We start from the raw sequence: 23,803 nt of genomic DNA on the forward strand, positions 1-23,803 counted from the left end.
AGGCCCTGACCATGGCCGAGTTCGTCAAGGACGTGATGACACCGGGCGTGGTCGCCGTGCGTCCGGACGCCTCGATCGTCGAGGCGGCGCAGTTGATGCGCGCCCAGAACATCGGTGACGTCGTGGTGGCCGACGGACAGCGGATCGTCGGTGTGCTCACCGACCGCGACATCACCGTCCGTGCGGTCGCCGAGGGCGCGGACCCGCTCGGGGTGAGCGTCGGGTCGGTGTGCACCCCGGACCCGCTGACGCTCGCCCCGGACGATCCGGTGTCCGCGGCCGTCGCCCTGATGCGGGAGCACGCGATACGCCGTGTCCCCGTGGTCGAGGGCGGCCTGCCCGTCGGAGTGGTGACCCTCGGGGACCTGGCCGAGGCAAGGGACCCCGGTTCGGCGCTGGCCGACATCAGCCGTGCGGAGCCGGACGTGGGCGGCGTGGCCGGACACGAACCGCCGAAAGCAGACGAAGGGATCTAGGACCACCATGCGCATCGCATTTCTGACCGCGCCCGAGGGCGTCGAACAGGTGGAGCTGACCGAGCCGTGGAAGGCGGCCGTGGACGCCGGGCACGAACCCGTGCTCGTGTCGACGCGCCCGGGCACCGTCCAGGCGTTCCACCACCTCGACAAGGGGGACACCTTCCCCGTGCAGGAGGTCGTCGGCGAGACGTCGGCGGACTCCTTCGGCGGGCTGGTGCTGCCGGGCGGGGTGGCCAATCCGGACTTCCTGCGCATGGACGCGAAGGCCGTCGCGTTCGTGCGGGACTTCTTCGACCGGGGCCGTCCGGTCGCCGCGATCTGTCACGCCTCCTGGACCCTGATCGAGGCCGATGTCGTCCGGGGCCGGGAGCTGACCAGCTGGCCCAGTCTGCGGACCGACGTCCGCAACGCCGGCGGGACCTGGGTCGACGAGCAGGTGAAGGTCTGCGACCACGGGCCGAACAAGCTGGTCACCAGCCGCAAGCCGGACGACCTGAAGGCGTTCTGCGAGACGTTCCTCGACGTGTTCGCGGCGGAGGGGGCCTCGCAGGGGGTCTGACACCAGGGGCGTCCCGTGCGGGACGCCAGCGCCCGGGAACGGGGCCGGCACGCGTGCGGGCCCCGTTCCCGCGTGTCGCGGAACCCGCTCGTGGTGCGCGCCTCCCGGAGCACCCGCCGGTGACGGCGTACACGGACGAGCCCTCCGCACCCTCGCCCGCCCGTGGCGGGGGTTCAGGTGCCCGGAGTCGTGGGTGTCGTGGTGTCCCCGGCGGTCCGCTCGCGGGCTCCCTCACGGGTGCGGCCCGCGGCGACCGGGCGGCGCGGGTTGCGGCGCAGGTACTCGCCCTCCAGCTGCGCCATCCGCTCGTTGTGGGCCCGCAGCGCGTCGTTGGAGCCGTACAGCAGCGTGTCGTGGCGCGTGCGGTGGATGGTCTCCAGCTCCTTCATCAGCTGCTGGTCGTCCAGGCGGCTCGGCTCGACTCCGGTCATGGTGGTACCCCGCTCGTCGTGTGCGTCTCTGCGGTACGGGTACCCGCCCGGCCGGCACAGGCACTACCTCGAACGGCAACCGGGAGGGAGCCATGGAACTCGCTTTCCTGCATCCACTCTACGAACGTCCCGGCCCCTGGGCCTCCGTCTACGTCGACACCTCCCGGCACACGGAGCACACCCCCCAGGAGCGGCGGCTGACGGCGCAGGCGATGGCCCGCGAGCTGGCCGACCAGGGCGCGGACGAGGCGACCTGCCAGGCGGTGCGACGCGCGCTCGAGGAACTGCGGCACTCCACGGAACCGCACGGCCGTGCCCTGTTCGCCCGGGACGGCAAGGTGGTGCTGGATCCGCCGCTGGCCCGCTCCCCCCAGCGCGACTGGGCGCGGTGGGCGCCGCTGCCCAGGGTCGCCCCGCTGCTGGAGCTGGCCGGTGAGGACCCCGTGTGCATCGTCGCCTACGTCGACCGCAGGGGCGCCGACTTCGAGCTGCGCAGCGCGCTCGGCCGGGACGACGCCGGCGGTGTCACCGGACGCCAGTGGCCCCTGCACCGGACCGGTTCCGTCGACTGGTCGGAGCGCCATTTCCAGCTGCGGGTGGAGAACACCTGGGAGCACAACGCGGCGGAGATCGCCGACGCGCTCGCGGTCTGCCAGGAGGAGACCGGGGCCGATCTGCTGATCCTCGTGGGCGAGGAGCGCGAGCAGCGCTCCGTGCGCCGGCGGCTCCCGCAGCGGCTGCACGACCTGGTGGTCGAGGCCTCGCGCGGCGCCGGCAGCCGGCTGCTCGACGAGGACGTCGAGCGGATCCGCACGGACCACATCCATGAGCGTGCCGCCGCCGAACTGGAACGGTTCCTCGCGGCCCGCGACCCCGACGACGAGGGCCGGGCGGGCGCCGTGGAGGGGGTGCCCGCGCTGATCGAGGCCGCCCGCGAGCACCGGATCGACGAGCTGCTGATCCGGCCGGACGGGCCGGACGCGCACCGCGAGGTGTGGATCGGCGAGGACCCGGACCAGCTGGCCGTACGGCGTACGGACCTGAAGGTGCTCGGTGAGCAGAACTCGTGGTCGGCGCGGGCGGACGACGCGCTGATCCGGTCGGCGGTCGCGACGGACGCGCCGGCGCTGGCGGTGAGCCTCGCGCCGGACACGCCGCAGGACGCACCGGTCGGCGGGCTGGGGGCGCTGCTGCGCTGGAAGTGAGCGCGAGCCACGCGTCCAGGGCCTGTCCGGTACGTACCGGGCGGGCTTTTCAGCGCGCGCGTTCCACCCGGCGTTCGTCCCAGACCGGTTCGGGGGTCTCCCTGACCCTGCCGTCGGCGCCGAAGACCAGGAACCGGTCGAAGGAGCGGGCGAACCAGCGGTCGTGGGTGACGGCGACGACCGTGCCCTCGAAGGACTCCAGTCCCTCCTGAAGCGCCTCGGCGGACTCCAGGTCGAGGTTGTCCGTCGGCTCGTCGAGCAGCAGGGCGGTGACGCCCTGGAGTTCCAGGAGCAGGATCTGGAAGCGGGCCTGCTGGCCGCCGGAGAGGCGGTCGAAGGTCTGCTCGGCCTGGCCGGTCAGCTCGTAGCGGCGCAGCCGGGACATGGCGGCGCCCCGGTCCTGGGAGTGCTCCTTCCACAGGATGTCCAGGAGCGTGCGGCCCTGGAGTTCGGGGTGGGCGTGCGTCTGCGCGAAGTGGCCGGGGACGACGCGCGCGCCGAGGCGCCACCCGCCCGTGTGCGCCACGTCCTCACCGGCGAGCAGGCGCAGGAAGTGCGACTTGCCCGAGCCGTTGGAGCCGAGCACGGCGACCCGCTCGCCGTAGAACACCTCCAGGTCGAAGGGGCGCATCAGACCGGTGAGTTCGAGCTGCTCGCAGGTGAGCGCGCGCACTCCGGTACGGCCGCCCTTCAGCCGCATCGTGATGTTCTGCTCGCGCGGCGGCTCCGGCGGGGGCCCGGCCTCCTCGAACTTGCGCAGTCTGGTCTGGGCGGCGTGGTACCGGGAGGCCATCTCGTGGCTGACCGAGGCGGCCTGGCGGAGGTTCAGCACCAGCTTCTTGAGCTGGGCGTGCTTCTCGTCCCAGCGCCGGCGCAACTCCTCGAAGCGGGCGAAGCGTTCACGACGGGCCTCGTGGTAGGTGGCGAAGCCCCCGCCGTGCACCCAGGCGTCGGCGCCCGCGGGACCCGGCTCCAGGGAGACGATGCGCTGCGCGGCGCGGGCGAGGAGTTCGCGGTCGTGGGAGACGAACAGCACGGTCTTGCGGGTCTCCGTGAGCCGCTCCTCCAGCCAGCGCTTGCCGGGTACGTCGAGGTAGTTGTCCGGCTCGTCGAGGAGCAGGACCTGGTCGGTGCCGCGCAGCAGCGCCTCGAGGACCAGGCGCTTCTGCTCGCCTCCGGACAGGGTGCGGACCTGGCGCCACTGCGCCTTGTCGTACGGGACGCCCAGCGCGGCCGTGGTGCACATGTCCCACAGCGTCTCCGCCTCGTAGCCGCGGGCCTCGGCCCAGTCCGCGAGTGCCTGCGCGTAACGGAGCTGGGCGGCCTCGTCGTCGACGGTCATGAGGGCGTGCTCGGCCCTGTCGACGGCGTGGGCCGCCTCCCGGATGCGGGGCGTGGCGACGGAGACGAGGAGGTCGCGGACGGTCGTCTCGTCGCGGACGGAGCCGACGAACTGGCGCATGACGCCGAGGCCGCCGGTGACGGTGACGGTCCCGCCGTGCGGCTTCAGCTCGCCGGCGAGCAGGCGGAGCAGGGTCGTCTTGCCCGCGCCGTTGGGGCCGACCAGGGCCGTCACGGCGCCTTCGCCCACCCGGAAGGACACATCGCCCAGCAGGGCCCTCCCGTCGGGGAGGTAGTACTCGAGGTGTGCTGCTTCCAGGTGACCCATGGGGGGATTCTGCGGCGTCGCCGACGCGGGGGGCAAACCGGTTTCGGCCGGGCCACGATCGGCCCGAATGGTGAGACGCGTGTCTCATTATTCGAGTGGGCGCGTAGCGTGAGTGCCCTCCTACGAGAGTGGAAGGGGTGGGTTCGGCATGCCGGAGGCACGGGAGAGCGCCGTCTACACGCATGGGCACCACGAGTCGGTGCTGCGGTCGCACACCTGGCGGACCGCCGAGAACTCGGCGGGGTATCTGCTGGGAGCACTCAAGCCCCACCTGCGGATCCTGGACATCGGCTGCGGGCCCGGCACCATCACCGCCGACCTGGCCGGGCTCGTCCCCGACGGGCACGTCACCGGTCTCGACCGGGAGCCGGGGATCCTCGGGCGGGCCCGGGCGGTGGCCGAGGAGCGGGGGCTGACGAACGTCGCCTTCACGGTGGGGGACGTGCACGCCCTGGACTTCCCGGACGACACGTTCTGCGTGGTGCACGCCCACCAGGTGCTCCAGCACGTGGGCGATCCGGTGGCGGCGCTGCGCGAGATGCGCCGGGTGACCAGGCCGGGCGGTGTCGTCGCGGTACGGGACGCGGACTACGCGGCGATGACCTGGTATCCGGCGTCGCCGGGGATGGACCGCTGGCTGAACCTGTACCGGCGGGTGGCTCGGGCCAACGGGGGTGAGCCGGACGCGGGGCGGCGGCTGAGGTCCTGGGCGCTCGCCGCCGGCTTCACCGATGTCACCGCGACCTCGGGCACCTGGACGTTCGCGACCGATCAGGAGCGGGCCTGGTGGAGCGGCCTGTGGGCGGACCGCACCGTCGCGTCGTCGTACGCCGGGCGAGCGGTGGAGGGGGGCCACGCCACCCGCGAGCAGGTGCGGGAGGTGGCCGGGGCCTGGCGGGAGTGGGGAGCGCGGGCCGACGGCTGGTTCTGCGTGCTGCACGGGGAGATTCTCTGCCGCAAGGAAGTCTGAAGCGGGTTTTACGGGCAATCAGAATGGCAGGAGGTTGACACTATGGTTCCCATTCTGCTTGTTCTGCTGCTGGCGCTGATCCTTTTCGGTGCCGGATTCGCGGTAAAGGTCCTCTGGTGGATCGCCCTGGCGGTTCTGATCGTATGGCTGCTGGGATTCTTCATGCGCAGCACGTCGGCAGGCGGGGGCAGGGGCCGCTGGTACCGGTGGTGAGCCGACGATAATCTCACTCCACTGACGGTAATTCCCCGGGACCTCGTCCCGGGGAATTACCGTCGTCCCTGCCGTCCTTTCACGGCTCGGCCCCGGATCATTCCCGGGGAAGCAGCGGTCCCAGCGGCCCGAGGTCCAGGTTCAGGTCCTCGGGCCGCAGTCCGTAGCGGTCGCGCAGTTCCGCCATGCGGTCCTCGAGCAGCATGAGGGTGAGCCCCACCCGCTCCTCCTGCTCCTCGGTCAGGTCGCCCTCGTCGAACCGGCGCAGCGCCTGGCGTTCCATGAGCTGGCGCAGCAGCTCCACGACGGTGAGCACCAGTTTCACCAGGTCCCGCTCGACCGTGTCCGGCTCCAGGTCCAGCCGCTTGCGCCGGCTCCCGCGCGCCTCGGCAGACGGCTCGGCAGACGGCTCGACGTGCGGCTCGGTGCGCGGTTCGACGATCCGGGCGTCCGGGTCGGCGCTCACTGCGACTCCTCGAAGGGTGAGGGGACCCGCGCGTTCACCGAGCTGATGAGCGCGTTGAGGTCGATACGGACCAGATCGACATCCGCGATGCGCAGCGTGATGTCCCCCGTGATGACGACGCCGCCGGCCAGCAGCCGGTCGAGCAGGTCCACCAGCGCCACCTCGCGGCGTTCGACGACGGTCACGCCCCCTCCTCCCCCGCCGTTTCCTCACCGGCGAACGAATAGGCCGCCCAGGGCCCGGTGAGTTCCACCCGTATTCCGGGAGCACCGTCCTTCGTGCGGTCCACCCTTTCGACGAATTCCTCGGATTCCGCGCGCGGGACCAGATAGGCGGCATTGAGCACATTGCGTCCGGCGGCGCCGGAGAGCGCGGGATTCTGCGGGGCGTGCAGCCGGGAGTCCTCCGCGCATTCCGAAAGGGTCTCGTGCAGCCGGGTCGCGAAGGTCTCGGCCCGCTGCCACAGGTCGTCCTGCGCCTTCGTCCGCATGCGCCGCTGCCGCAGGTAGTCCCGGCCGGACGCCGGCTTCGCCGCGGGCTCGGCCGGCGCGTCCGTGGGGCGCTCCGGCTCGACGTACACCTTGACGCCCCATTCGACGCGGCCCTCCAGCCGCTCCAGGGTCCGCAGGAAGCTCTCCTCACGCGCCTCGATCATCGTCCGTACGCCGCTGTCGTCGCGGAAGACGGTGCCGAGCCGCAGCGGCAGCGGGGTGGTGACGGTGGTGAGCGCGTCGATCACACCCTGGTGGGCGCGGGCGACCCCGGTCAGCCAGTCGAGGTCCTCCAGGTGCGCGCGCAGCGGCTCCTCGGCGAAGTCCGCCTCGGGGACGTGGCTGACGACCGCCACCAGGCCGTGGTGGGGCACCAGCCGGGGCGGGTCTCCCCCGACCCCGGTCAGCTGGGCCTGGAGCGGCGTGCCGAAGGGCCGACAGACCGCGTAGACGTACCGCAGTCCGGTCACGGGGCCTCCTCCCGAGCGCGGCTCGGCTCCAGCTCCTCCAGCCGGGCCAGCCGTTCACGCAGCTCGGCGTTCTCCCGGGCCAGTTCGTCGCGACGGGCGCGTGACGACAGCGCCGGGTCGGACTCCCACCAGTCGATGCCCATCTCCTTCGCCTTGTCCACGGACGCGACGACGAGCCGCAGCTTGATCGTCAGCAGTTCGATGTCGAGCAGGTTGATGCGGATGTCGCCCGCTATGACGACACCCTTGTCCAGCACTCTTTCCAGGATGTCGGCGAGGTTGGCGCCGCCGCCCTGGCCGTACGGCTCGGGAAGCCTGCTGGGGGTGGTCATCGGCGGCTCCGGCTCTCGGGGTCCTCGTCCTCGGCGTCCTCCGCGACGCCTTCCCCGGCCTCGGCCCCGGGCTCGTCCTCGTACGCCTCTTCCTCGTCCTCGTCCTCGTACTCCTCTTCCTCCTCCGGGTACGCCTCGTCCTCGTACGCGTCGGCGGGTTCGCCCGATTCCTCGGCCTCGGGTTCCGGCTCGTACTCCTCCTCGGGTTCCGTGCCGGGTTCCTCCTCGTCCTCGGGTTCCCCGTCCTCGTCGTACGCGTCGGCGGGTGCTTCCTCGTCGTCCTCGTACGCCTCCCCGGAGGCTTCCTGTTCCTCGGCGAGCGCGTCCTCGTGGCTGCGGACCACCTCGCCGTCGCGGATCTCGCCCCGCCAGCCGTCCTCGGCCTCGCCCTTGAGGGTGATGAAGCGGGCGAAGTTCTTCAGGTCGAGCCGGGCGCGGCGGCCCTGGGCGCGCCAGAGGTTCCCGGTCTTCTCGAAGAACCCCGTGGGGTAGTACTCGACGACCAGCAAGACCCGGGTGAGGTTGTCGGCGAGGCGGTGGAAGGAGACGACGCCCTTCGTGGTGCCCTTGGCGCCCTCCGACGACCAGGCGATGCGGTCGTCGGGGATCTGCTCGGTGGTCCGCGCCTTCCAGCTGCGGTTGGACCAGAAGACCTTCAGCTGCCAGTCTGAGGTGGTGTCGTCGGCCCGGTCGGCGTTCTTGACGCCCTTGGCGAAGGTGCTGAAGTCCTGGTACCGGGTCCACTGGTCGTAGGCCGTGCGCAGCGGAACCCCGACGTCGATGTGCTCGATGATGACGGTGGGCTTCCTGCCGGCCGAGCGCTTGCGCCCGCTCCCGCCGCCGCCCAGGTTCTTCAGCGCGCCCACCACGTTGTCCTTGGCCCGCGAGGCGCCGAGTTCGACGGCGGTGCGCAGCGGGCCCTTGCCGTCGGCGATCTTGCGGCCGCCCTCGGCGGCGAGTTGAGCGAAGCCCGGGCTGTTGCCCTCGGCGATGTCGTTGAGCTTGTTGGTGGTCTCGCCGAGCTTGTGCCCGAGGCCGGTCAGCAGTCGGGTGGCCTGGGCCGCGAAGTACTCCTGCAGCTCGGCCTTGAGCCGGTCGGCGGCCTCGCTGTGGGCCACGTCGGCGAGCGGGCCGCCCGCGCCGTCGCGGGCGGCGGACGTGGCCCGTCCGAGGGTCTCGGTCATCGCTCACCGCCTCCCTTCGGGGTGCGCGGACGGACACCGCGGGGTGCGGCGGCCGTCTTCTTCGCCGCCGACTTCGTCGCGGCCGTCTTCTTGGCGGCCGCCTTCTTCGCCGGTGCGGTCTTCTTCGCCGGTGCGGTCTTCTTCGCCGGCGCCTTCTTGGCGGGGGGCCTCTTGCCGGCCGCCTCGGCGGCGGCGGTCTTCTTCGCCGCCCGCCCCGGGGCCGGCTCCTCCGCCCCGTCCCGCTCGTCCGGCGGCTCCCGGTCCTCTTCCTCCCGGTCCGCGGACTCCTCCGCGTCCTCGGCGCCGGCCCGCTCCCGCGGGCCGGCGCCCGACAGCCGGTCGCGCATCTCGGCGGTACGGCCGTGCAGCCGGTCCGCGAGGGAGTCGAGCTGCCGCTCGACCAGCGCGCCGGAGGCCGCCTTGCCGATGCCGCGCAGATCGCCGCGCAGCTGGTCACCGAGCTCCTTGAACTGCGGGTTGTCACGCAGCTGCTGGGAGACCAGGTCCGCGACCGCCCGCGGGCCGAGGTTCAGCTTCCGGCCCGCCACCAGCCCGCCGACGGCGACCGCCATCTTCAGTTTCCTCGTCCGTCCGAGGAGGTATCCGGCCCCGATCGCGAGGCCCAGTCCCATGCGATTCACTGTCGTGCCGTCCCGTCCCCTGTACCCGCGCCGGTGCGCGTTGCGGTCTCCAGCCGGTCGAGGAGTCCGTCCTCCAGCCGGTCGAACTCCTCCTCGGTGATCTCTCCGGCCTCCAGTTGCTCTTCCAGTCGGGCCAGCTCGGCACGGATGGTGGCGGGGTCGTAGTAGATGCGCTCCGCCTCCTGCAGCACCTGCCGGATGGCCCAGGCGCCGCCGCGCACCGGGGCGAACGGCAGCAGCAGCACCTCCGAGATCAGGCCCATGCCGTCACCCCGCTCCGGTGTCCGCCCCACCGGCCGCGGTGCCCGCCGGCTCGGCCGGGCCGGGCTCGACGAAGCTGTACGGCGGCAGCGGACCGTTCAGCCGGACCTCCAGGTGGGGCATGTCCTTGCGGGCCTGCTCCACCGCGGCCAGGAACTCCTGTGCCGTCTCCCGCTTCACCAGGTAGGAGATGTTGGCCAGCCAGCCGGTGGACTCCGGGCCCACGCTCACCGCGTCGGCGGAGCCCTCCAGCGCGCGCTCCAGCGCGGTGCCGTCCTCGGCCTCCTTGTCCTTGACCGCGGCGGCGACCATCTCGCCGAGGCGGATCTTGTCGTCGTAACTGCCGCCGCCGGCCTGCCGGTTCGCCTCCGCGAGGGCGCGGATCTCCGGGTTGCCGGCCATCACGTGGTGCAGGACGGCTTCCTCCACGTGGTTGGCCTTGACGTTGTACTCGACCCGGCCGTCCAGCGCCCGCAGCCGCTCCCGGTAGTGCTCGGCGCGCTCGGCGAGGACTCCGGTGACGGCGTCGTCGTCGGGGGCGACGCTGCCGAAGCGCATGGGCAGCACGCAGCCGGCCGCGCCGATCTCGCTGAGCACGTTCTGGTGGGCGAGCAGTTCCCTGCGCTTGGGGCGCAGCCCCTCGGGGGCGTCACTGACGACGGCCGCCAGCTCGCCCTGCCGCAGCACGCGCACCGGACGCGCCGGTTCGCCGACACCGCCCATGCCCTCGGGGAGCGCCGGGTGCGACGCCGCGGTGATGCCGTAGACGTAGGTGCTCACTCCTGCTCCTCCTTCCGGCGGGCGGTGGTGCTCTTGCGGGCCCGCGGACGGGACTCCGTCTCGCGCTCGGAACCACCCTCACGCGCCTGCTTGAAGGCGTCGGAGATGGTCTCCGCGGCGCCGGACAGCGCCCCCTTGGACTTGCCGCGGGCGCCGGACTCGGTGACCTCCCCGACGATCTCGGGCAGGCCCGGGCTCTTGCGCGGCCCGGCCTCCAGGTCGAGGCGGTTGCACGCCTCGGCGAAGCGGAGGTACGTGTCGACGCTGGCGACGACGACACGGACGTCGATCTTGAGGATCTCGATACCGACCAGGGACACGCGCACGAATGCGTCGATGACGAGCCCCCTGTCCAGAACAAGTTCGAGCACGTCGTAGAGGCCACTGCTGCCGCCCCCACCGCCGGTCTGTTGTGCCGGTACGACTGTCATGCCGGCCAGCCCTCCTGTCTGTGGTGTGTGTGAGTGATCGTCCGGCCGGGCGGCCTAGCGGCCGCCGGACCTGTGTGCGTCGGCCCGCCCGCGCTCGTAGCGGCGGACGCGCCGGTATCCGGTGAGCTGCCCGTCGGGGTCCAGCTCCACCTGGTAACTCGCCATCAGGCTCATCGTGTCGGGCACGCGCTCGAGTTCGAGGACCTCGACCTCCAGCGTCCAGCCCTCCTCCGTCTGTGCGAAGGACGACACGGACTCGGCTTCCATACCGGTGAGTTCCGCGAGCTGTCCGCGCGCCTGGCGCAGCACCTCCATCGGGCCCGGTCGTCGGGATTTTCCGTTGTTGTCGGTCTCAGTGGTCGTGTGGGATTCGGGAGAGTCCTGGGATTCCTGTGAATCCTGTGGCTCATTGGTGTTGTTTGTGTTCGACATGGCCACCTCCCCCTTCGTGTGGCCGCAAGTCTGTTCGCCAAACCTCCCTGCGGCTCACCGGTTCGCTCCGGCCCCGCCCGCGCCGGCTCGGCGGCGGGCGGGTCTCAGTCGCGCAGCGCGCGCAGCCGACGGCGGGCCGGCCCCAGGGCGCGCCCCCGGCGCGGCAGGCCGGCCCACGGGTCGGTGCGCGCCTGCTCGACGGCGTCGGCGACGGTCCAGCGGCGGGCGTGCAGCCGTGGATCGTCCAGCGGTGTTCTTCCCTGCGGGAACCCCGGTGTGTCGATGCCCTCCGGACGGCGGTCCAGCATCAGCGGGCGGCCCCGCAGGTGCGGCAGCATGAACGGGGCGACGGCCCGGTGGTAGTCGACGAGATCGCCCTTGGTGTACTCCTCGGCCCCACCACCGCCCGGGAAGAGCACCTTGCCCGGGCGGTGGATCTCCACGGGGCGACGGCCGGCCCGTACGGTGCGCGGCCCGTCGTCGCTCACGCCACGATCGCCTCCCCCACCAGCAGCCGCCCGCACGCCGCGATCGACTCGGCGTCGATCCCGGCGGCGTGCAGCTGCTCCTCCGGGGAGGCGGAGCCCGGCATGTCGCGGACGGCCAGCCGCACCAGACGCGGTACCGGACGCCCGTCGGCGAAGGCGTCCAGCACCGCGTCCCCCAGGCCGCCCTCCGGGTGGTGATCCTCGACGGTCACCAGGCAGCCGGTCTCCTCGGCGGCCGTGCGCAGGGTCTCCCGGTCCACCGGCTTCACCGAGTACAGGTCGATCACCCGTACGGCGATGCCCTCGCCCTCCAGGGCGTCCGCGGCGGCCAGTGCCTCGGGCACGGTGACGCCCGCCGCGACGAGGGTGAGCCGGTCGTGGCCGGAGGAGCGCAGCACCTTGCTGCCGCCGACGGGGAACTCCTCGTCGGGGCCGTAGATCACCGGGCTCTCGCCGCGCGAGGTGCGCAGGTAGCGGATGCCGTCCAGGTCGGCCATCGCGGCGACCAGCCGTGCGGTCTGGTTGGCGTCGCACGGGTACAGCACGGTCGAGCCGTGCACCGCCCGCATCATCGCCAGGTCCTCCAGACCCATCTGGCTGGGGCCGTCCTGGCCGATGGCGACGCCCGCGTGCGAGCCGACGAGGTTGATGCCGGAGCCGCTGACCGACGCCATGCGGACGAAGTCGTGGGCGCGGGTGAGGAAGGCGGCGAAGGTGGAGGCGTACGGCGTCCAGCCGCGCGCCGCGACGCCGACCGCCGCAGCGACCATCTGCTGCTCGGCGATGTAGCACTCGACGTAGCGTTCGGGGTGCTCCTTGGCGAAGAACTCCGCGCGCGTGGAGTCACCGACCTCGCCGTCGAGGGCCACGACGTCGCCGCGTGCGCCACCGAGGGCGGCCAGCGCCTCACCGAAGGCGTTGCGGGTGGCCACCTCCTCGCCCTTGTCCCAGCGGGGCAGCGCGAGGTGCCCGGTGTGCCGGGCGGGGCGCTCCGCGGCGGCGGACGGCCCGCCCACCGGGAGGCGCAGGTCGCGCGGGCCGCCGAGTTCGGCGATCGCCTCCTCCGCCTCGGGCAGCGGCTTGCCGTGCAGGCCCTCGCGGTCCTGGACGGCCTCGACGCCCTTGCCCTTGAGGGTGCGGGCGAGGATGGCGGTGGGCTGTCCCTTGGTGGAGTCGGCCTCCCCGTAAGCGCGGTCGACGGCGTCCACGTCGTGGCCGTCCACCTCGACGGTGTGCCAGCCGAAGGCCTGGAAGCGGCGGGCGTAGGCGTCGAGGTCGTGGCCGTGCCGGGTGGGGCCGCGCTGGCCGAGCCGGTTGACGTCCACGATCACCGTGAGGTTGTCCAGGTTCTCGTACGCGGCCTGCTCGGCGGCCTCCCACACCGAGCCCTCGGCGATCTCGCTGTCCCCGCACAGCACCCACACCCGGTAGTCGGCGTGCTCCAGCCGCTTCCCGGCCAGCGCGATGCCGACGCCCACGGGCAGGCCCTGGCCGAGCGAGCCGGTGGCCGTCTCGACCCAGGGCAACTGCCGGGGGGTGGGGTGTCCTTCGAGGCGGCTGCCCTTCTTGCGGAAGGTGAGCAGTTCCTCGTCGTCGATGGCGCCGACGGCCTTGTAGGCGGCGTACATCAGGGGCGAGGCGTGGCCCTTGGAGAGGACGAACCGGTCGTTGCCGGGGTGGTCGGGGCGCGCGAAGTCGTAGCGGAAGTGGTGGGCGAACAGAACGGCCATCAGGTCCGCCGCGGACATCGACGACGTGGGGTGCCCGGAGCCCGCGGCGGCCGCCGCGCGGACACTGTCCACGCGCAACTGCTGTCCGAGCTCTTCGAGTTCACCGGTGTTCATGAGTCTCCTTCGGCGGGGTGGTCGATGCGCTTGACGGGGCCGGGTGCGACGTCCGGGCCGGGCGGCGGCTGGTCGGGGGGCGGGCTGACGGAGTCCCGCCGCTCACCGGACTCCCCACCGCGCTGCTTCTTGGCGGGCTCTCCGCCGGGCTGGTTCTTGGCGGGCTCGCCACCCGGCTGGTTCTTGGCAGGCTCTCCGCCGGGCCGGTTCTTCGCGGGCTCGCCACCCGGCTGGTTCTTCGCCGGTTCTCCAGCGGGCTGGTTCTTCCCGGCCTCGCTCCGGGGCTGCTCGCTCCCGGGTTGCTTGCTCCCGGGCCCGCCGTCGGGCCGGCCCGGGACCCGGGCCAGTTCCGGGGACGCCGTGTCCAGCGGGACCGACCAGGACCGTACGAGCCCCAACTGGACCGCCTGGCGCGGCAGTACGGCGTCGAGGAGCCAGTCGGCCGCCACCCGCACCCGGTTGCCCGGCATCGCCGCCAGGTGGTAGCCGCGGGTGACCGCGCCCGCCGCCACCCCGGAGAGGTTCACGCCGAGCGGGTTGGCGGCGGCCTTGACACCGCCGAGGTCCACCACGAACCCCATGTCCTTGTGGCGGTAGGCGCGCCGCTCCCCCTCACCGAACGACGCGGCGACGTTGTGCCCGCACACCTTGCCCTGCCGCCACGCGTGCTGCGCGGTCATCGGGGTGTACTGCCCGGGCTTCTCCAGGTCGGGCACCGCGGCCGCGTCACCGCACGCGAACACCTCCGGCCGGCCCGGCACCCGCAGGTGCGGGTCGACCAGCAGCCGGCCGCGCTCCATGGGCAGCCCGAGCGACTCGGCCAGCGGATCGGGCCGTACGCCCACGCACCACACCAGGGTGTTGGTCTCGACGAACTCGCCGTCGGTCAGCAGCACCCCCTCGGGCGTGGCCTCCTTCACGGAGGTGCCCATCCGCACGTCCACGCCCCGCTCGCGCAGCACCTTGTCGGCGGTGGCGGAGAGCCGCTCGTCCAGCTCGGGCAGGACCCGGTCGGCGATGTCCAGCAGCATCCAGCGCGGCCGCATACCGTTCCGCAGCGGGTGCCCGCTGACCTGCGAGTCGGTGAACAGCTGCCCGTGCGCGGCGACTTCGGTGCCGGTGTAGCCCGCGCCCACCACCACGAAGGTGCACCGGGCGGCGCACCGCCCGGGGTCGTCGGTGGCGGCCGCGAGCTCCACCTGCCGGGTCACGTGGTCACGCAGATACAGCGCCTCGGGCAGGCCGCGGAAACCGTGCGCGTGCTCCGCGACCCCGGGGATGGGCAGCAGCTTGTTGACGCTCCCGGCGGCGAGCACCAGCCGGTCGTAGGAGAGGGTGCCGCCCTCGCCCTCGGGGCCGGTGTAGTGCACCTGCCGCCCGTCGAGGTCGATGCGGTCGGCCTCCCCCAGCACCAGCCGCACGTGCGGCAGCGTGCCGGAGAGGGAGACGGTGACCCGGCGCGGCTCCAGCACACCGGCGGCGACCTGGGGCAGCAGGGGCAGGTACAGGAAGTAGTCGGTCGGGTTCAGCAGGACGATCTCGGCCCGGCCCCGGGCGAGCCGGGACAGGGTCTGGGCCGTACGGTACCCGGCGAAGCCGGCACCGACGATCACTATGCGGGGTCGACTCACGGTTCGCCTCCGGCGCTGTCGCGTACGTCGGAAGACTTCCGCGTCCCCCCGGTGGGGTCGGCCAAACGTCCACCGGTTGCCGCCGGGATCCCCCGGGTACCCGGAGCGGGACCCGAACCGCCCGGGTGTCCGGCGGGCCGGGTGAGCCCGGGGAGGAGGACGGAGCGACGATGAGACTGCACCGACCCGGTGTCTCCGTCTACACCGTGCCGACCGACGCCCCCGAGGCCGACGGCACCCTGGCCTGGGAGTCCACCACGGTGGTGATCGTCGAGGTGTCGGCGGGCGACGCGGCCGGCACCGGCTGGACGTACGGTCCGGCGGCGGTCGGCGACTTCCTGAGCGAGCGGCTGGCGCCGCTCGTGGAGGGCAGGAGCGCGCTGGACATCCCGGCCGTGCACGACGTCATGTGCCGCTCGGTCCGCGACACCGGCCGGCCGGGCGTCGCCGCCTGCGCCGTCTCGGCGCTCGACATCGCGCTGTGGGACCTCAAGGCGAGGCTGCTGGAGCTTCCCCTGGTGCGGCTGCTGGGGGCGCGCCGGGAGCGGGTGCCGGTGTACGGCAGCGGGGGTTTCACGACGTACCTCGACACGCACATGGCCGCGCAGCTCAACGGGTGGGTGCACGGGCAGCACATCCCGCGCGTGAAGATCAGGATCGGTGAGGGCTGGGGGCGGGAGGTGCCCCGCGATCTGCACCGGGTGCGGGCCGCCCGGCACGTCGTCGGCGAACACGCCGAGCTCTACGTCGACGCCAACGGGGCGTACACCCGCAAGCAGGCGGTGCGGGTCGGTCACGCGCTCGCGGAGTACGGGGTGGGCTGGTTCGAGGAGCCGGTGTCCTCGGACGACCTGACCGGGCTGCGGCTGGTCCGCGACGCCGTGGTGAGCGATGTGGCCGCCGGGGAGTACGGGTTCGACCTGCCGTACTTCGCCCGGATGATCACGGCCGGGGCGGTGGACTGTCTCCAGGTCGACGCGACGCGCTGCGGCGGCGTCACCGAGTTCCTGCACGCGGCGGCGCTGGCGGAGGCGCACGGCCTGGAGGTCTCCGCGCACGGTGCCCCGCACGTCCACGCCGCGGTGGCGGCCACGATCCCCAACCTGCGGCACATCGAGTGGTTCCACGACCACGTCCGGGTCGAGGACCTGTTCTTCGACGGCGCCCTGGACCCCACGGGCGGCACGGTCGCCCCGGCCGCCGGCCTCGGTCACGGTCTGACCCTGCGGACCGAGGACATCGCGCGGTACCGGGTCGGCTGACCGGCCCGGCCGGCCGCGCGCGAGGCGGGCGGGCCTACCAGCGGCCGCGGGCGGTGCCGGGCCGCGCCCGCTCGCTCGACGGTCTCGGGGCGGCTTCTCCGAAGGGCCGGTCAGGCCCGGTGGTGCGGTGCTTCCGGGCCGGTGTCCTCCGGCCGCCGCGGCGGTACGGCACCGACGGTGGGCGGGGTGGACGGCACCGGCGGGACGGGAGCGGACGGACCCGCGTGACCGGTGGGTGCGGCGGGTGCGGTGGGCCGCCCGGCGGCCGGCCGGGAAGCCGCGGGCCGGGCGGCGCCGCGCAGTGCGTAGGCGAGTGCGCCCAGGATCACGGCCGTGATCAGCGCGGCCGCCCAGTCCGGCAGGACGAGGGCGAGGGCGAGACCCACGGCCAGGGCGACGGCCGCGCCCGCGTACAGGGCGGCGGCGCCGGACGCGGCGTAGAGCGCCGCCCTGCGGCGCTGTCCCCGCGCCTGCTCGCGCAGTTCGTCGCGCACGGTCTCCCGGGCCACCTGCGCCAGTTCGTCGACCAGGTGCCTGTCCAGATGCTCCAAGTGCTCCAAGCGCTGCATGGCCGCCGGGTACCCGTGGCCCGGGGCGCGTAACGCCCGCGGGCACGGGGTGTGGAGATCGTCCCGGCCGCGCCCCCGGTCGCGGCCGTCCCAACTAGGCTCTTCCCCATGGAGATTCTGGGTGCCACACTGCGCGTCTGCGTCGACGACATCGAGACCGCCATCCCCTTCTACGAGCGGCTGGCGGGCGGCAGAGCCCTCCGGTTCGAGCGGGGCGGCGTCGAGGTCGCCGCGGTGGGCTGCTTCCTGCTGATGAGCGGTCCCGCGGCCGAACTGGACGTGCTGCGCAAGGTCGCGGCGACCATCGCGGTGCAGGACGTCGAGGAGGCCCGCGAGGTGCTCGCCGGGATGGGCGCGGACATCATCGCGGGCCCGCTCCCCACCCCGGTGGGCCGCAACCTCATCGCACGGCACCCGGACGGGGCGGTCTACGAGTACGCGGACCGCCGCGCCTGACCGGCACGGGCACGCCTCACGGCGTGGGCCGCATCCGGAAGTCGTGGCGCTCCGGCAGCGGTTCGCCGGTGATCTCGGTCCACAGCCGCCCGATGACCTCGTCCCCCTCCCTCAGATCGGCGACCTCGAAGCCCGCGTCGAAGACGGCGCGGGCCCGGTCCCGCCGCCCCTCGGCGAGCAGCAGCCCGGCCTCGATCAGCCGGAACCGGCCACGGGTCCGGGTGGCCGGGTCCAGCCGCTCCCATACGGCCCGCGCCTCCCCGGCACGCCCGACGGCGAGCAGCGCCTCGACCGCCTCCCGGCCGAGCGCGGCGGCGAGCGCCGCCCACTCACCGTCCTCGTCACCCCCGTCACCCCCGTCACCGTGGGCGCCGCGGTCGCGGCAGAGGTCGTCGAAGGCCTCCGCGTACCGTTCGGCGGCCCGCTCGGGGTGGCGCTCCTCCTGGTCGGCGACGGCGAGGCAGCGCAGCAGCGGCCAGCGCGCGGGAGCGTCCCGCAGGCCCCGTTCCCAACTGCGCACCGCCTGCGCCCGGTCGCCGGCGTGCCACTGGGCGACCCCGAGGTGGTATTCGGCGAGCGGCGTCGCGGGGGCCGTCTCCAGCATGTCCCGCCAGGGCCGGGCGACGAGCGTGCCACCGGGCGGGCGGCCGACGGGCCGCTCGGGGAGGGAGCCGGCCCGCAGCAGGTGCAGCCAGGGTTCCTGTTCCTCGCCCAGGGTGCTCTCCTCGAAGGGCGTGCCGGGCAGCTTCCAGCCGGCGCGCAGCACCTCCAGCGCGCCCCAGCCGGAGCCGGCCGCGAGCCGCTCGCCGGGTTCGGTGTCGGCGTACGGCCGCCAGGCCGCGTAGGCGGCGTCGACCGCGGCGCGCGGCAGCGCCGCTTCGAGCCGGTTCTCCGCCTCTGCCCGTACGTCGGCCCACTCCCCCTCGGGGCGCGCGGCGAACGGCCCGTACGCCTCCAGCCAGGACACCTCGTCCTCGGCGTCCAGCCGGACGTGCTCCAACTGGGTGCGGGCCAGGCCCGCCTGGATCTCGCAGTAGCCGCCGGTGCCGGGCTCGGTGAGCCACTGCTGCCAGCGCCGCCCGCCGGGGCCCCGGCCCCACACGAAAAGCTTCCGGCCGCGCAGCACGTCGGTGGAGGTCTGCACCAGCCCGTGGCCGTCGGCGTCCAGCGCGGCGATCCAGCGCCGGTGCCGCTCGGGGACCTCGTAGAAGTAGTCGGCGGCGTAGGTGCTGTTCGGCGGGTACGTGCGGTCGACGCCGTCGTACACCGGGACGGGTACGCGGCGCAGCCGGCGCTCGTAGCCGAAGTGCCAGGCCTCGTCCGCCGGGGCGAGGACGCGGCAGTCCTCGGGGACGGCGATGTTGGACCACCAGTACGCCGGCACCGGCTTCTCGTGCGGATTGCGGATCCGGACGCCGACGTGGAGGAAGTCGGAGCCGTCCGGCAGCCACAGGTCGACCTGGAAGGGCAGGTCGCGCAGGCGCTCCCACTCCCACAGCCGGAGCATCTCCCCGCCGTCGGGGGCGGGGACGCGGGCGGCGTGCACGGGTGAGCAGGACAGGGTGGTGTGGCCGGTGGCGCCGATGTTCCATTCGACGCCGCCGGAGAACCAGGCGCCGTTGAGGGCGAAGTTGGCGGGCTGGAACACCGGGTTGCGGTAGAGGAGTTCGCGGCCGGTGGGCCGGTGGACGAGGGAGGCGATCCGGCCGCCGAGCCCGGGCAGCACGGTCGCCCGCAGCCGGTCGTTCTCGATCACCAGGGCGTCGACCGTGCGGGGTTCGCGCCGCCGGTCGTAGCCGTCGCGGACGCGCACGGGCAGCAGGCTGTGCAGGGGTGCGTAGCCGATCTGCCGGGCCATGTCGCGCGGCAGGCCGGCCTTGTCGCGGTCCTCTACGCGGTGCGTCTCGTCGAGGGGGCGCAGTGGGGGCAGCGGGTTGTCCCGGCCGAGGTGTGCGGCGGGCAGCGTCAGAACCTCATGTCGGATCGTCGTCACGATCTCCATGGAAGCCGCCGCGGGCCCGCCTGAACAGGTGCGGAAGGCGTCAGGTTCGCCCGAAGGCCGCCACCACGGTGTCGGCGAGCAGGGCCCCGGCCGTGGCGTCCGGGTCGAGGTCGGGGTCGTAGATGGTGACCGTGAGGCCGGCGCAGTGCGGTGAGGTGAGCAACGGGCGCAGCAGGGCGAGGAGTTCGCCGGGGTGCAGGCCGTCCGGGTCGGGGCTGTCGACCGCGGGCATGACGGACGGGTCGAGGACGTCGGCGTCCAGGTGCACCCAGAAGCCGTCGAGTCCCGGCGCGGCATAGGACTGTGCGGTGGTGCGGGCGAGCGCGTCGGCACCCCATTCCCGCAGGTCCCCGACGGTGACGACGGGGATCTTCAGGGCGGCGAGTTCGGCGCGCTCCTCCTCGAAGTAGTCGCGGATGCCGAAGAACCGCACGTCCTCGTCGCGCAGGTAGGGCCGGAGTCCTTCCAGGTCGGTGAGGTCCTCCTGGCCGCGCCCGGTGGCCAGGGCGACCTCCTCGCCGCCGGCCGCCCCGATGCCGTCCGAGTTGCCGGGGTGGCGGAAGTCAGGGGAGGCGTCCACCGCGACCAGCCCGTACCGTCCGAGGCGGCGCAGCGCGAGCGAGGCGCCGAGCTGGACGGAGCAGTCGCCGCCGAGGACGACGGTCAGGTCACCGGCGCGCACATGGTGTTCGACGCGGTCGGCGAGCTTGCGGGTGTAGGAGGCGAGGGCGGCGGCGTTGAAGACGCCGTCGCCCTCCTGCCAGTCGCCCCGGTCGTAGCGCGGCGGCACGACCACCCCACCCTCCACGGCCTTCAGCCGCTGGACGATCCGCTGTTCACGCAGTGCGCCGGCCAGCTTGTGGCAGCCGGGCACGGTGCCGGGGGCGGGCGGACGCAGGCCCAGGTTGGAGGGGGCGTCCACCACGACGATGTTCCGCATGCGGATCATCCTCGCCCACGGGGTGTTCGGTCTTCAACGACCTTGCGCGGGAGGGCACCTGTCCGTCCCCGCGTGGGGCGTCAGCCGGAGGCGGCCGTCATCTCCCGGGTGATCGCCCAGCGTTGGTGGTCGCGCCAGGCCCCGTCGATGAACAGCATCTTCGGCGAGAAGCCCTCCAGGCGGAAACCGCAGGCGCGGGCCAGGGCGATGGAGGCGGCGTTGGCGGGCTGCACGTTGATCTCCAGCCGGTGCAGCCCCATCGGGCCGAAGGCGTGGCGCACCACCAGGTCCAGCCCCTCGCGCATCAGTCCGCGCCCCGCCGCGTGCGCGAAGGCTCCGTAGCCCAGCGCACCGGACTGGAAGCCGCCCTCGACGATGTTGTTGATGTTGATGAAGCCGGCGAGGGCGCCGTCCGCCTCCTTCTCGCAGACCAGGAAGCCCGCCTTGGTCGGGTCCTCGATCAGCCGCGCCGCGTACGCGGCGTACGCCCCGGGGCTGTCCGGCGGGAACAGCCAGGGGTGGTGCAGGTCCTTGCTCTGCCGGGCGCGCGTGGTGAACTCGGCGCCGTCCGCCGGGGTGAAGTGACGCAGTCCCACGCGGCGGCCCTCGGCGAGGTAGCGGGAAGCGGAGTGCGGCATCCCGCCAGCCTACGACGGGCCCGCGGCCCGCGCGCGACACCGGATCCCGTCGCCGCCGGGCGGGCTCAGCGCAGTGCCGGCTCGTCCAGGGTCAGGGTCCCCGCCTCCGCGTCGAGTTCCGCCGCCACGCCGAAGGCCACGGTGAGCGCGTCGTCGCAGTGCCCGAACCCGAACTGTTCGGCCACCGGCACACCGAGGCCGCCGAGCCGGTCGGCGAGCATCGCCCGCACCCCGTCGTACGGCTCGCAGCGCGCCCAGGATCCGAGCAGCAGCCCGGCGACCCCGTCCAGCCAGCCCGCCCGCAGCAGCTGGGTGAGGCAGCGGTCGAGCCGGTAGGTCTCCTCCCCCACGTCCTCCAGGCACAGCAGTCCACCGCGCGCGGAGGGTCTGGCGTGCGGGGTGCCGAGGTCGGCGGCGAGGAGGGAGAGGCAGCCCCCGAGAGTGATCCCGCGCGCCCGCCCCGGGACGAGCGCGGTGCCGTCGGAGCGGACGGTGCGGACCGTCTCGGGCGTGAAGAGGGTGGCCTTGAGATGCTCCTGGGCCCGCGCGCTCTTCACGAAGTCGACGCCCGCCGCCATCGGCCCGTGCAGGGTGACGAGACCGAGCCGGACCGCGAACGCCTCGTGCAGCGCGGTGATGTCGCTGAACCCGACGAACACCTTCGGCCCGGCCGCCCGCATCGCCGGCCAGTCCAGCAGGTCGACCATGCGCTGCACGCCGTAGCCGCCGCGGGCGCAGATCACCGCGTCGACCGCCGGGTCGCACCAGGCGGCCTGGAGGTCGGCGGCCCGGTCGGCGTCGCTGCCCGCCAGGTAGCCGAACTCACCGTGCCGGTCCAGCACATGGGGGGCCGCCACCGCGTCGAGGTCCCAGCCGCGCAGCACGTCCAGCCCGGCCTGGAGCCGCTCCTCGGGCACCGGGCCGCTGGGCGCGACGACGGCCACCCGGGCGCCGGGCGCCAGCCGGGCCGGCCGGCGCAGCGCTCGTACCCCGCTCACGTGCCGAGCTCCAGGACCGGCACGCCGGGCGGCTTCAGCCCGAACACCTGGGCGTACAGGGACAGTTCGGCCTCCAGGGCGCGCACCATCGTCTCCGCCCGCCGGAAGCCGTGCCCCTCGCCCTCGAAGGTGAGGTAGGCGTGCGGCACTCCGCGGCCGGCCAGTTGGGCCAGGAACCGCTCGCACTGCACGGGCGGGCAGATGACGTCGTCCAGTCCCTGGAGCAGCAGGAAGGGCGCGGTGAGCCGGTCGGCGTGCGCGGCGGGCGAGCGTTCCGCGTAGCGCTCGGGGACCTCGGCGAGGGGGCCGATCAGGCTCTCCAGGTACCGCGACTCGAAGTCGTGGGTCTCCCCGCTGCCCCAGCCGGTGAGGTCGAGCACCGGGTAGACGATGGTGCCGCAGGCGTACACGTCGGTCGTGGTGAGCGAGGCGGCCGTGGTCCAGCCGCCGGCGCTGCCGCCCCGCACGGCGAGCCGGCTCCGGTCGGCGGTGCCCTCGTCGGCGAGGGCCAGCGCGACGGCGGCGCAGTCCTCGACGTCGACCACGCCCCACTGCTCGCGCAGCCGGTTGCGGTAGGCGCGCCCGTACCCGGTGGAACCGCCGTAGTTGACCTCGGCGACGCCGATGCCGCGCGAGGTGAAGTAGGCGATCTCCAGGTCGAGCACGAGCGGCACCCGGCCGGTGGGTCCGCCGTGCGCCCAGATCACGTACGGGGGCAGGTCGCCGGCGGGGCCGGTGCAGTCCGGGTGGTGCGGCGGATAGAGGTGGGCGTGGATCTCGCGGCCGTCGGGTCCGGTGAACGTGCGGACCCGCGGCTCGGGGTAGTAGGCGGGGTCCACGGCGTCCCGATGCGCGGCGCCGATCACGCGGGCCCGTCCGGTCCGGGTGTCCAGCTCCACCACCTCGTGGGCGCTGCGCGGTCCGGCCCCGACGGCGACGACCCGCTCGCCGTGCGCCGCGAGGGAGGGCGAGAACTCGCTCCAGGGTCCGGCGGCGTCGACCACCTCGCCGGTCTCCGGGTCGAGTACGCCGAGCGCGAGGGGGCCCTTGCCGTGCAGGACGGCGATCAGGCCGCCGTCCAGCGGGGCGAACCAGCGGTGTCCGAGCTTCCACAGCGGGCCGCCGAACTCCTCCTCGCGCGGGCACAGCGGCTCCCCGTCGCGGTAGAGGTTCCACCAGCCGGTGCGGTCGCTGCTGTGCAGCAGCCGGCCGTCGTGGGTCCAGTCGGCCTGGGCGACGGACTCCTCGGGTCCGCCGGCCACCGTGCGGGCTGCCCCGAGGGTGCCGTCGGGGGTGACGTCGGCGACGAGCAGTTCGGTGCCGTCCCAGGGCATGCGCGGGTGGTCCCAGGCGATCCAGGCGGCGCGCCTGCCGTCCGGCGACAGCCGCGGTCCGGTGACGAACCGGTGCCGCCCGTCGCTCAGTTCGCGCACCGCGGCGCGGTCCTCGGCGGCGGATCCGTCCAGCGGTACGGCGGCCAGGACGCGGCGCACGTCACCGGGGCCGTCGCCGGTGAACTCCTCCAGGACGCACCACACCTCGCCGCGTTCGGGCAGCAGGACCGGCTCGGCCCAGCGCAGCCCCTGCCCGACCGGGGACACGGGGGTGAGCGGGCGCGGCTCGCCGCCGGGCTCGTACCGGTACAGGCGCTGGTCGGCGAAGTGCACGAACACCACGAGCGGGCCGCCGTCGTCCCCGACGGTCCCCGCCCAGGGGAGGCCGCCGTACTCGATGACCCGGCTGCGCACGTTCCACGGCGCGGGCAGGACGGACTGCTCGGTGCCGTCGGCGCGGCGCCGCACCAGGGTGCGGCGGCCGGCCTCGGCGGGCCGGGGCTCGGTCCACCACACCTCGTCCCCGACGAACCGCGCGAACTCCGGGCTGCCGTCGTGGGCCGCGGCGGTGGCCGCGTCGATGGGCGAGGGCCACTCGCCGTACGCCAGGGTCTGCACTGTCTCCCC

28 protein-coding genes are annotated in these 23,803 nt (G+C 73.7%); 7 read left to right on the plus strand and 21 right to left on the minus strand.

Translation table 11 applies throughout. From position 1 onward, the window contains the following. Positions 1-11: 11 nt before the first annotated feature. Both FHX78_RS04905 and FHX78_RS04910 read left to right on the plus strand, forming a co-directional pair. Positions 12-476 (plus strand): CBS domain-containing protein, encoded by a 465-nt coding sequence (locus tag FHX78_RS04905; RefSeq protein WP_145866236.1) that lies wholly within the window; start codon positions 12-14, stop codon positions 474-476. Positions 477-483: 7 nt separating this feature from the next. After that, positions 484-1,038, plus strand: coding sequence for a type 1 glutamine amidotransferase domain-containing protein (locus FHX78_RS04910; protein ID WP_145866237.1), 555 nt, complete (start codon positions 484-486; stop codon positions 1,036-1,038). Positions 1,039-1,211: 173 nt separating this feature from the next. On the opposite strand, the gene FHX78_RS04915 is transcribed toward FHX78_RS04910, so the two are convergent. Next, positions 1,212-1,469 carry a DUF6158 family protein gene (locus FHX78_RS04915; RefSeq protein ID WP_145866238.1) on the minus strand — a complete coding sequence of 86 codons (258 nt, stop codon included), beginning with the start codon at positions 1,467-1,469 and terminating at the stop codon, positions 1,212-1,214. Between the two features lie 92 nt (positions 1,470-1,561). Between FHX78_RS04915 and FHX78_RS04920 the strand changes: the two genes are divergently transcribed. Next, positions 1,562-2,674, plus strand: a complete 1,113-nt coding sequence (locus FHX78_RS04920; RefSeq protein WP_145866239.1) for a baeRF2 domain-containing protein — start codon at positions 1,562-1,564, stop codon at positions 2,672-2,674. Between the two features lie 49 nt (positions 2,675-2,723). Here the strand turns inward: FHX78_RS04920 and FHX78_RS04925 are convergent, their stop codons facing one another. Beyond that, positions 2,724-4,343, minus strand: a complete 1,620-nt coding sequence (locus FHX78_RS04925; RefSeq protein WP_145866240.1) for an ABC-F family ATP-binding cassette domain-containing protein — start codon at positions 4,341-4,343, stop codon at positions 2,724-2,726. 148 nt (positions 4,344-4,491) lie between these two features. On the opposite strand from FHX78_RS04925, the gene FHX78_RS04930 reads away from it, so the two are divergent. Both FHX78_RS04930 and FHX78_RS04935 read left to right on the plus strand, forming a co-directional pair. Next, on the plus strand, positions 4,492-5,313 hold the full coding sequence (locus FHX78_RS04930; protein WP_145866241.1) for a methyltransferase domain-containing protein: 822 nt from the start codon (positions 4,492-4,494) through the stop codon (positions 5,311-5,313). A gap of 42 nt (positions 5,314-5,355) precedes the next feature. Further along, on the plus strand, positions 5,356-5,526 hold the full coding sequence (locus FHX78_RS04935; RefSeq protein WP_073931265.1) for a hydrophobic protein: 171 nt from the start codon (positions 5,356-5,358) through the stop codon (positions 5,524-5,526). Between the two features lie 97 nt (positions 5,527-5,623). Here FHX78_RS04935 and FHX78_RS04940 read toward each other — a convergent pair whose 3' ends face one another. The 13 genes from FHX78_RS04940 to FHX78_RS05000 all read right to left on the minus strand — a co-directional run bounded on the left by FHX78_RS04940 (position 5,624) and on the right by FHX78_RS05000 (position 14,977). After that, complete coding sequence (locus FHX78_RS04940) at positions 5,624-5,887, minus strand: gas vesicle protein K (protein ID WP_145871651.1); 264 nt, start codon at positions 5,885-5,887, stop codon at positions 5,624-5,626. A gap of 101 nt (positions 5,888-5,988) precedes the next feature. Next, positions 5,989-6,177, minus strand: coding sequence for a gas vesicle protein (locus FHX78_RS04945; protein ID WP_145866242.1), 189 nt, complete (start codon positions 6,175-6,177; stop codon positions 5,989-5,991). Further along, the gene (locus FHX78_RS04950) at positions 6,174-6,953 is read right to left on the minus strand and encodes a GvpL/GvpF family gas vesicle protein (protein ID WP_145866243.1); all 780 of its coding nucleotides are present in this window, start codon (positions 6,951-6,953) and stop codon (positions 6,174-6,176) included. The genes FHX78_RS04945 and FHX78_RS04950 overlap by 4 nt, the downstream gene beginning before the upstream one ends. After that, entirely contained in the window at positions 6,950-7,285 is a 336-nt protein-coding gene (locus FHX78_RS04955; RefSeq protein WP_145866244.1) for a gas vesicle protein, read from the minus strand. Before FHX78_RS04955 ends, FHX78_RS04950 begins: the two co-directional genes overlap by 4 nt. Beyond that, positions 7,282-8,469, minus strand: coding sequence for an SRPBCC family protein (locus FHX78_RS04960; protein WP_145866245.1), 1,188 nt, complete (start codon positions 8,467-8,469; stop codon positions 7,282-7,284). The genes FHX78_RS04955 and FHX78_RS04960 overlap by 4 nt, the downstream gene beginning before the upstream one ends. Further along, on the minus strand, positions 8,466-9,110 hold the full coding sequence (locus FHX78_RS04965; RefSeq protein ID WP_145866246.1) for a DNA primase: 645 nt from the start codon (positions 9,108-9,110) through the stop codon (positions 8,466-8,468). Before FHX78_RS04965 ends, FHX78_RS04960 begins: the two co-directional genes overlap by 4 nt. Then, the gene (locus FHX78_RS04970) at positions 9,107-9,373 is read right to left on the minus strand and encodes a gas vesicle protein GvpG (RefSeq protein ID WP_145866247.1); all 267 of its coding nucleotides are present in this window, start codon (positions 9,371-9,373) and stop codon (positions 9,107-9,109) included. The genes FHX78_RS04965 and FHX78_RS04970 overlap by 4 nt, the downstream gene beginning before the upstream one ends. Before the next feature lie 4 nt (positions 9,374-9,377). Next, positions 9,378-10,151, minus strand: coding sequence for a GvpL/GvpF family gas vesicle protein (locus FHX78_RS04975; protein WP_145866248.1), 774 nt, complete (start codon positions 10,149-10,151; stop codon positions 9,378-9,380). Next, positions 10,148-10,582, minus strand: coding sequence for a gas vesicle structural protein GvpA (locus FHX78_RS04980; RefSeq protein ID WP_145866249.1), 435 nt, complete (start codon positions 10,580-10,582; stop codon positions 10,148-10,150). The genes FHX78_RS04975 and FHX78_RS04980 overlap by 4 nt, the downstream gene beginning before the upstream one ends. 54 nt (positions 10,583-10,636) lie before the next feature. Next, positions 10,637-11,014, minus strand: coding sequence for a gas vesicle protein GvpO (locus FHX78_RS04985; protein WP_145866250.1), 378 nt, complete (start codon positions 11,012-11,014; stop codon positions 10,637-10,639). Positions 11,015-11,118: 104 nt separating this feature from the next. Continuing rightward, positions 11,119-11,502, minus strand: coding sequence for a non-homologous end-joining DNA ligase LigD (ligD, locus tag FHX78_RS04990; protein WP_167531686.1), 384 nt, complete (start codon positions 11,500-11,502; stop codon positions 11,119-11,121). Continuing rightward, positions 11,499-13,346, minus strand: a complete 1,848-nt coding sequence (locus tag FHX78_RS04995; protein ID WP_145866252.1) for a transketolase — start codon at positions 13,344-13,346, stop codon at positions 11,499-11,501. The genes ligD and FHX78_RS04995 overlap by 4 nt, the downstream gene beginning before the upstream one ends. Next, positions 13,343-14,977 (minus strand): NAD(P)/FAD-dependent oxidoreductase, encoded by a 1,635-nt coding sequence (locus FHX78_RS05000; RefSeq protein ID WP_145866253.1) that lies wholly within the window; start codon positions 14,975-14,977, stop codon positions 13,343-13,345. Before FHX78_RS05000 ends, FHX78_RS04995 begins: the two co-directional genes overlap by 4 nt. 170 nt (positions 14,978-15,147) lie before the next feature. Here FHX78_RS05000 and FHX78_RS05005 point away from each other — a divergent pair, with 170 nt between their 5' ends. Then, positions 15,148-16,239: an enolase C-terminal domain-like protein gene (locus tag FHX78_RS05005; protein WP_145866254.1), complete on the plus strand. Its 1,092-nt coding sequence runs from the start codon at positions 15,148-15,150 to the stop codon at positions 16,237-16,239. 110 nt (positions 16,240-16,349) lie between these two features. Here FHX78_RS05005 and FHX78_RS05010 read toward each other — a convergent pair whose 3' ends face one another. Next, the gene (locus FHX78_RS05010; RefSeq protein WP_145866255.1) at positions 16,350-16,808 is read right to left on the minus strand and encodes a phage holin family protein; all 459 of its coding nucleotides are present in this window, start codon (positions 16,806-16,808) and stop codon (positions 16,350-16,352) included. A 108-nt stretch (positions 16,809-16,916) separates the two neighbouring features. Here FHX78_RS05010 and FHX78_RS05015 point away from each other — a divergent pair, with 108 nt between their 5' ends. Further along, on the plus strand, positions 16,917-17,264 hold the full coding sequence (locus FHX78_RS05015) for a VOC family protein (RefSeq protein ID WP_145866256.1): 348 nt from the start codon (positions 16,917-16,919) through the stop codon (positions 17,262-17,264). A 16-nt stretch (positions 17,265-17,280) separates the two neighbouring features. Here the strand turns inward: FHX78_RS05015 and FHX78_RS05020 are convergent, their stop codons facing one another. The 5 genes from FHX78_RS05020 to FHX78_RS05040 all read right to left on the minus strand — a co-directional run bounded on the left by FHX78_RS05020 (position 17,281) and on the right by FHX78_RS05040 (position 23,794). Further along, the gene (locus FHX78_RS05020) at positions 17,281-19,266 is read right to left on the minus strand and encodes a DUF5107 domain-containing protein (RefSeq protein ID WP_145866257.1); all 1,986 of its coding nucleotides are present in this window, start codon (positions 19,264-19,266) and stop codon (positions 17,281-17,283) included. 40 nt (positions 19,267-19,306) lie between these two features. After that, positions 19,307-20,206, minus strand: coding sequence for an arginase family protein (locus tag FHX78_RS05025; RefSeq protein WP_145866258.1), 900 nt, complete (start codon positions 20,204-20,206; stop codon positions 19,307-19,309). A gap of 80 nt (positions 20,207-20,286) precedes the next feature. Beyond that, positions 20,287-20,844, minus strand: a complete 558-nt coding sequence (locus FHX78_RS05030; protein WP_145866259.1) for a GNAT family N-acetyltransferase — start codon at positions 20,842-20,844, stop codon at positions 20,287-20,289. Positions 20,845-20,909: 65 nt separating this feature from the next. Then, complete coding sequence (locus FHX78_RS05035) at positions 20,910-21,842, minus strand: S66 peptidase family protein (protein ID WP_145866260.1); 933 nt, start codon at positions 21,840-21,842, stop codon at positions 20,910-20,912. Next, positions 21,839-23,794 (minus strand): S9 family peptidase, encoded by a 1,956-nt coding sequence (locus FHX78_RS05040; protein ID WP_167531687.1) that lies wholly within the window; start codon positions 23,792-23,794, stop codon positions 21,839-21,841. The genes FHX78_RS05035 and FHX78_RS05040 overlap by 4 nt, the downstream gene beginning before the upstream one ends. Positions 23,795-23,803: the final 9 nt, after the last annotated feature.

The sequence above is a fragment of the Streptomyces capillispiralis genome (assembly GCF_007829875.1).
Classification (GTDB): domain Bacteria; phylum Actinomycetota; class Actinomycetes; order Streptomycetales; family Streptomycetaceae; genus Streptomyces; species Streptomyces capillispiralis.

Coding starts and splice junctions, on each gene's coding strand:
- FHX78_RS04905 (WP_145866236.1), top strand. CDS start 12: ATGGCCGAGTTCGTCAAGGACGTGATGACACCGGGCGTGGTCGCCGTG.
- FHX78_RS04910 (WP_145866237.1), top strand. CDS start 484: ATGCGCATCGCATTTCTGACCGCGCCCGAGGGCGTCGAACAGGTGGAG.
- FHX78_RS04915 (WP_145866238.1), bottom strand. CDS start 1,469: ATGACCGGAGTCGAGCCGAGCCGCCTGGACGACCAGCAGCTGATGAAG.
- FHX78_RS04920 (WP_145866239.1), top strand. CDS start 1,562: ATGGAACTCGCTTTCCTGCATCCACTCTACGAACGTCCCGGCCCCTGG.
- FHX78_RS04925 (WP_145866240.1), bottom strand. CDS start 4,343: ATGGGTCACCTGGAAGCAGCACACCTCGAGTACTACCTCCCCGACGGG.
- FHX78_RS04930 (WP_145866241.1), top strand. CDS start 4,492: ATGCCGGAGGCACGGGAGAGCGCCGTCTACACGCATGGGCACCACGAG.
- FHX78_RS04935 (WP_073931265.1), top strand. CDS start 5,356: ATGGTTCCCATTCTGCTTGTTCTGCTGCTGGCGCTGATCCTTTTCGGT.
- FHX78_RS04955 (WP_145866244.1), bottom strand. CDS start 7,285: ATGACCACCCCCAGCAGGCTTCCCGAGCCGTACGGCCAGGGCGGCGGC.
- FHX78_RS04960 (WP_145866245.1), bottom strand. CDS start 8,469: ATGACCGAGACCCTCGGACGGGCCACGTCCGCCGCCCGCGACGGCGCG.
- FHX78_RS04970 (WP_145866247.1), bottom strand. CDS start 9,373: ATGGGCCTGATCTCGGAGGTGCTGCTGCTGCCGTTCGCCCCGGTGCGC.
- FHX78_RS04980 (WP_145866249.1), bottom strand. CDS start 10,582: ATGACAGTCGTACCGGCACAACAGACCGGCGGTGGGGGCGGCAGCAGT.
- FHX78_RS04985 (WP_145866250.1), bottom strand. CDS start 11,014: ATGTCGAACACAAACAACACCAATGAGCCACAGGATTCACAGGAATCC.
- FHX78_RS04995 (WP_145866252.1), bottom strand. CDS start 13,346: ATGAACACCGGTGAACTCGAAGAGCTCGGACAGCAGTTGCGCGTGGAC.
- FHX78_RS05005 (WP_145866254.1), top strand. CDS start 15,148: ATGAGACTGCACCGACCCGGTGTCTCCGTCTACACCGTGCCGACCGAC.
- FHX78_RS05010 (WP_145866255.1), bottom strand. CDS start 16,808: ATGCAGCGCTTGGAGCACTTGGAGCATCTGGACAGGCACCTGGTCGAC.
- FHX78_RS05015 (WP_145866256.1), top strand. CDS start 16,917: ATGGAGATTCTGGGTGCCACACTGCGCGTCTGCGTCGACGACATCGAG.
- FHX78_RS05020 (WP_145866257.1), bottom strand. CDS start 19,266: ATGGAGATCGTGACGACGATCCGACATGAGGTTCTGACGCTGCCCGCC.
- FHX78_RS05025 (WP_145866258.1), bottom strand. CDS start 20,206: ATGCGGAACATCGTCGTGGTGGACGCCCCCTCCAACCTGGGCCTGCGT.
- FHX78_RS05030 (WP_145866259.1), bottom strand. CDS start 20,844: ATGCCGCACTCCGCTTCCCGCTACCTCGCCGAGGGCCGCCGCGTGGGA.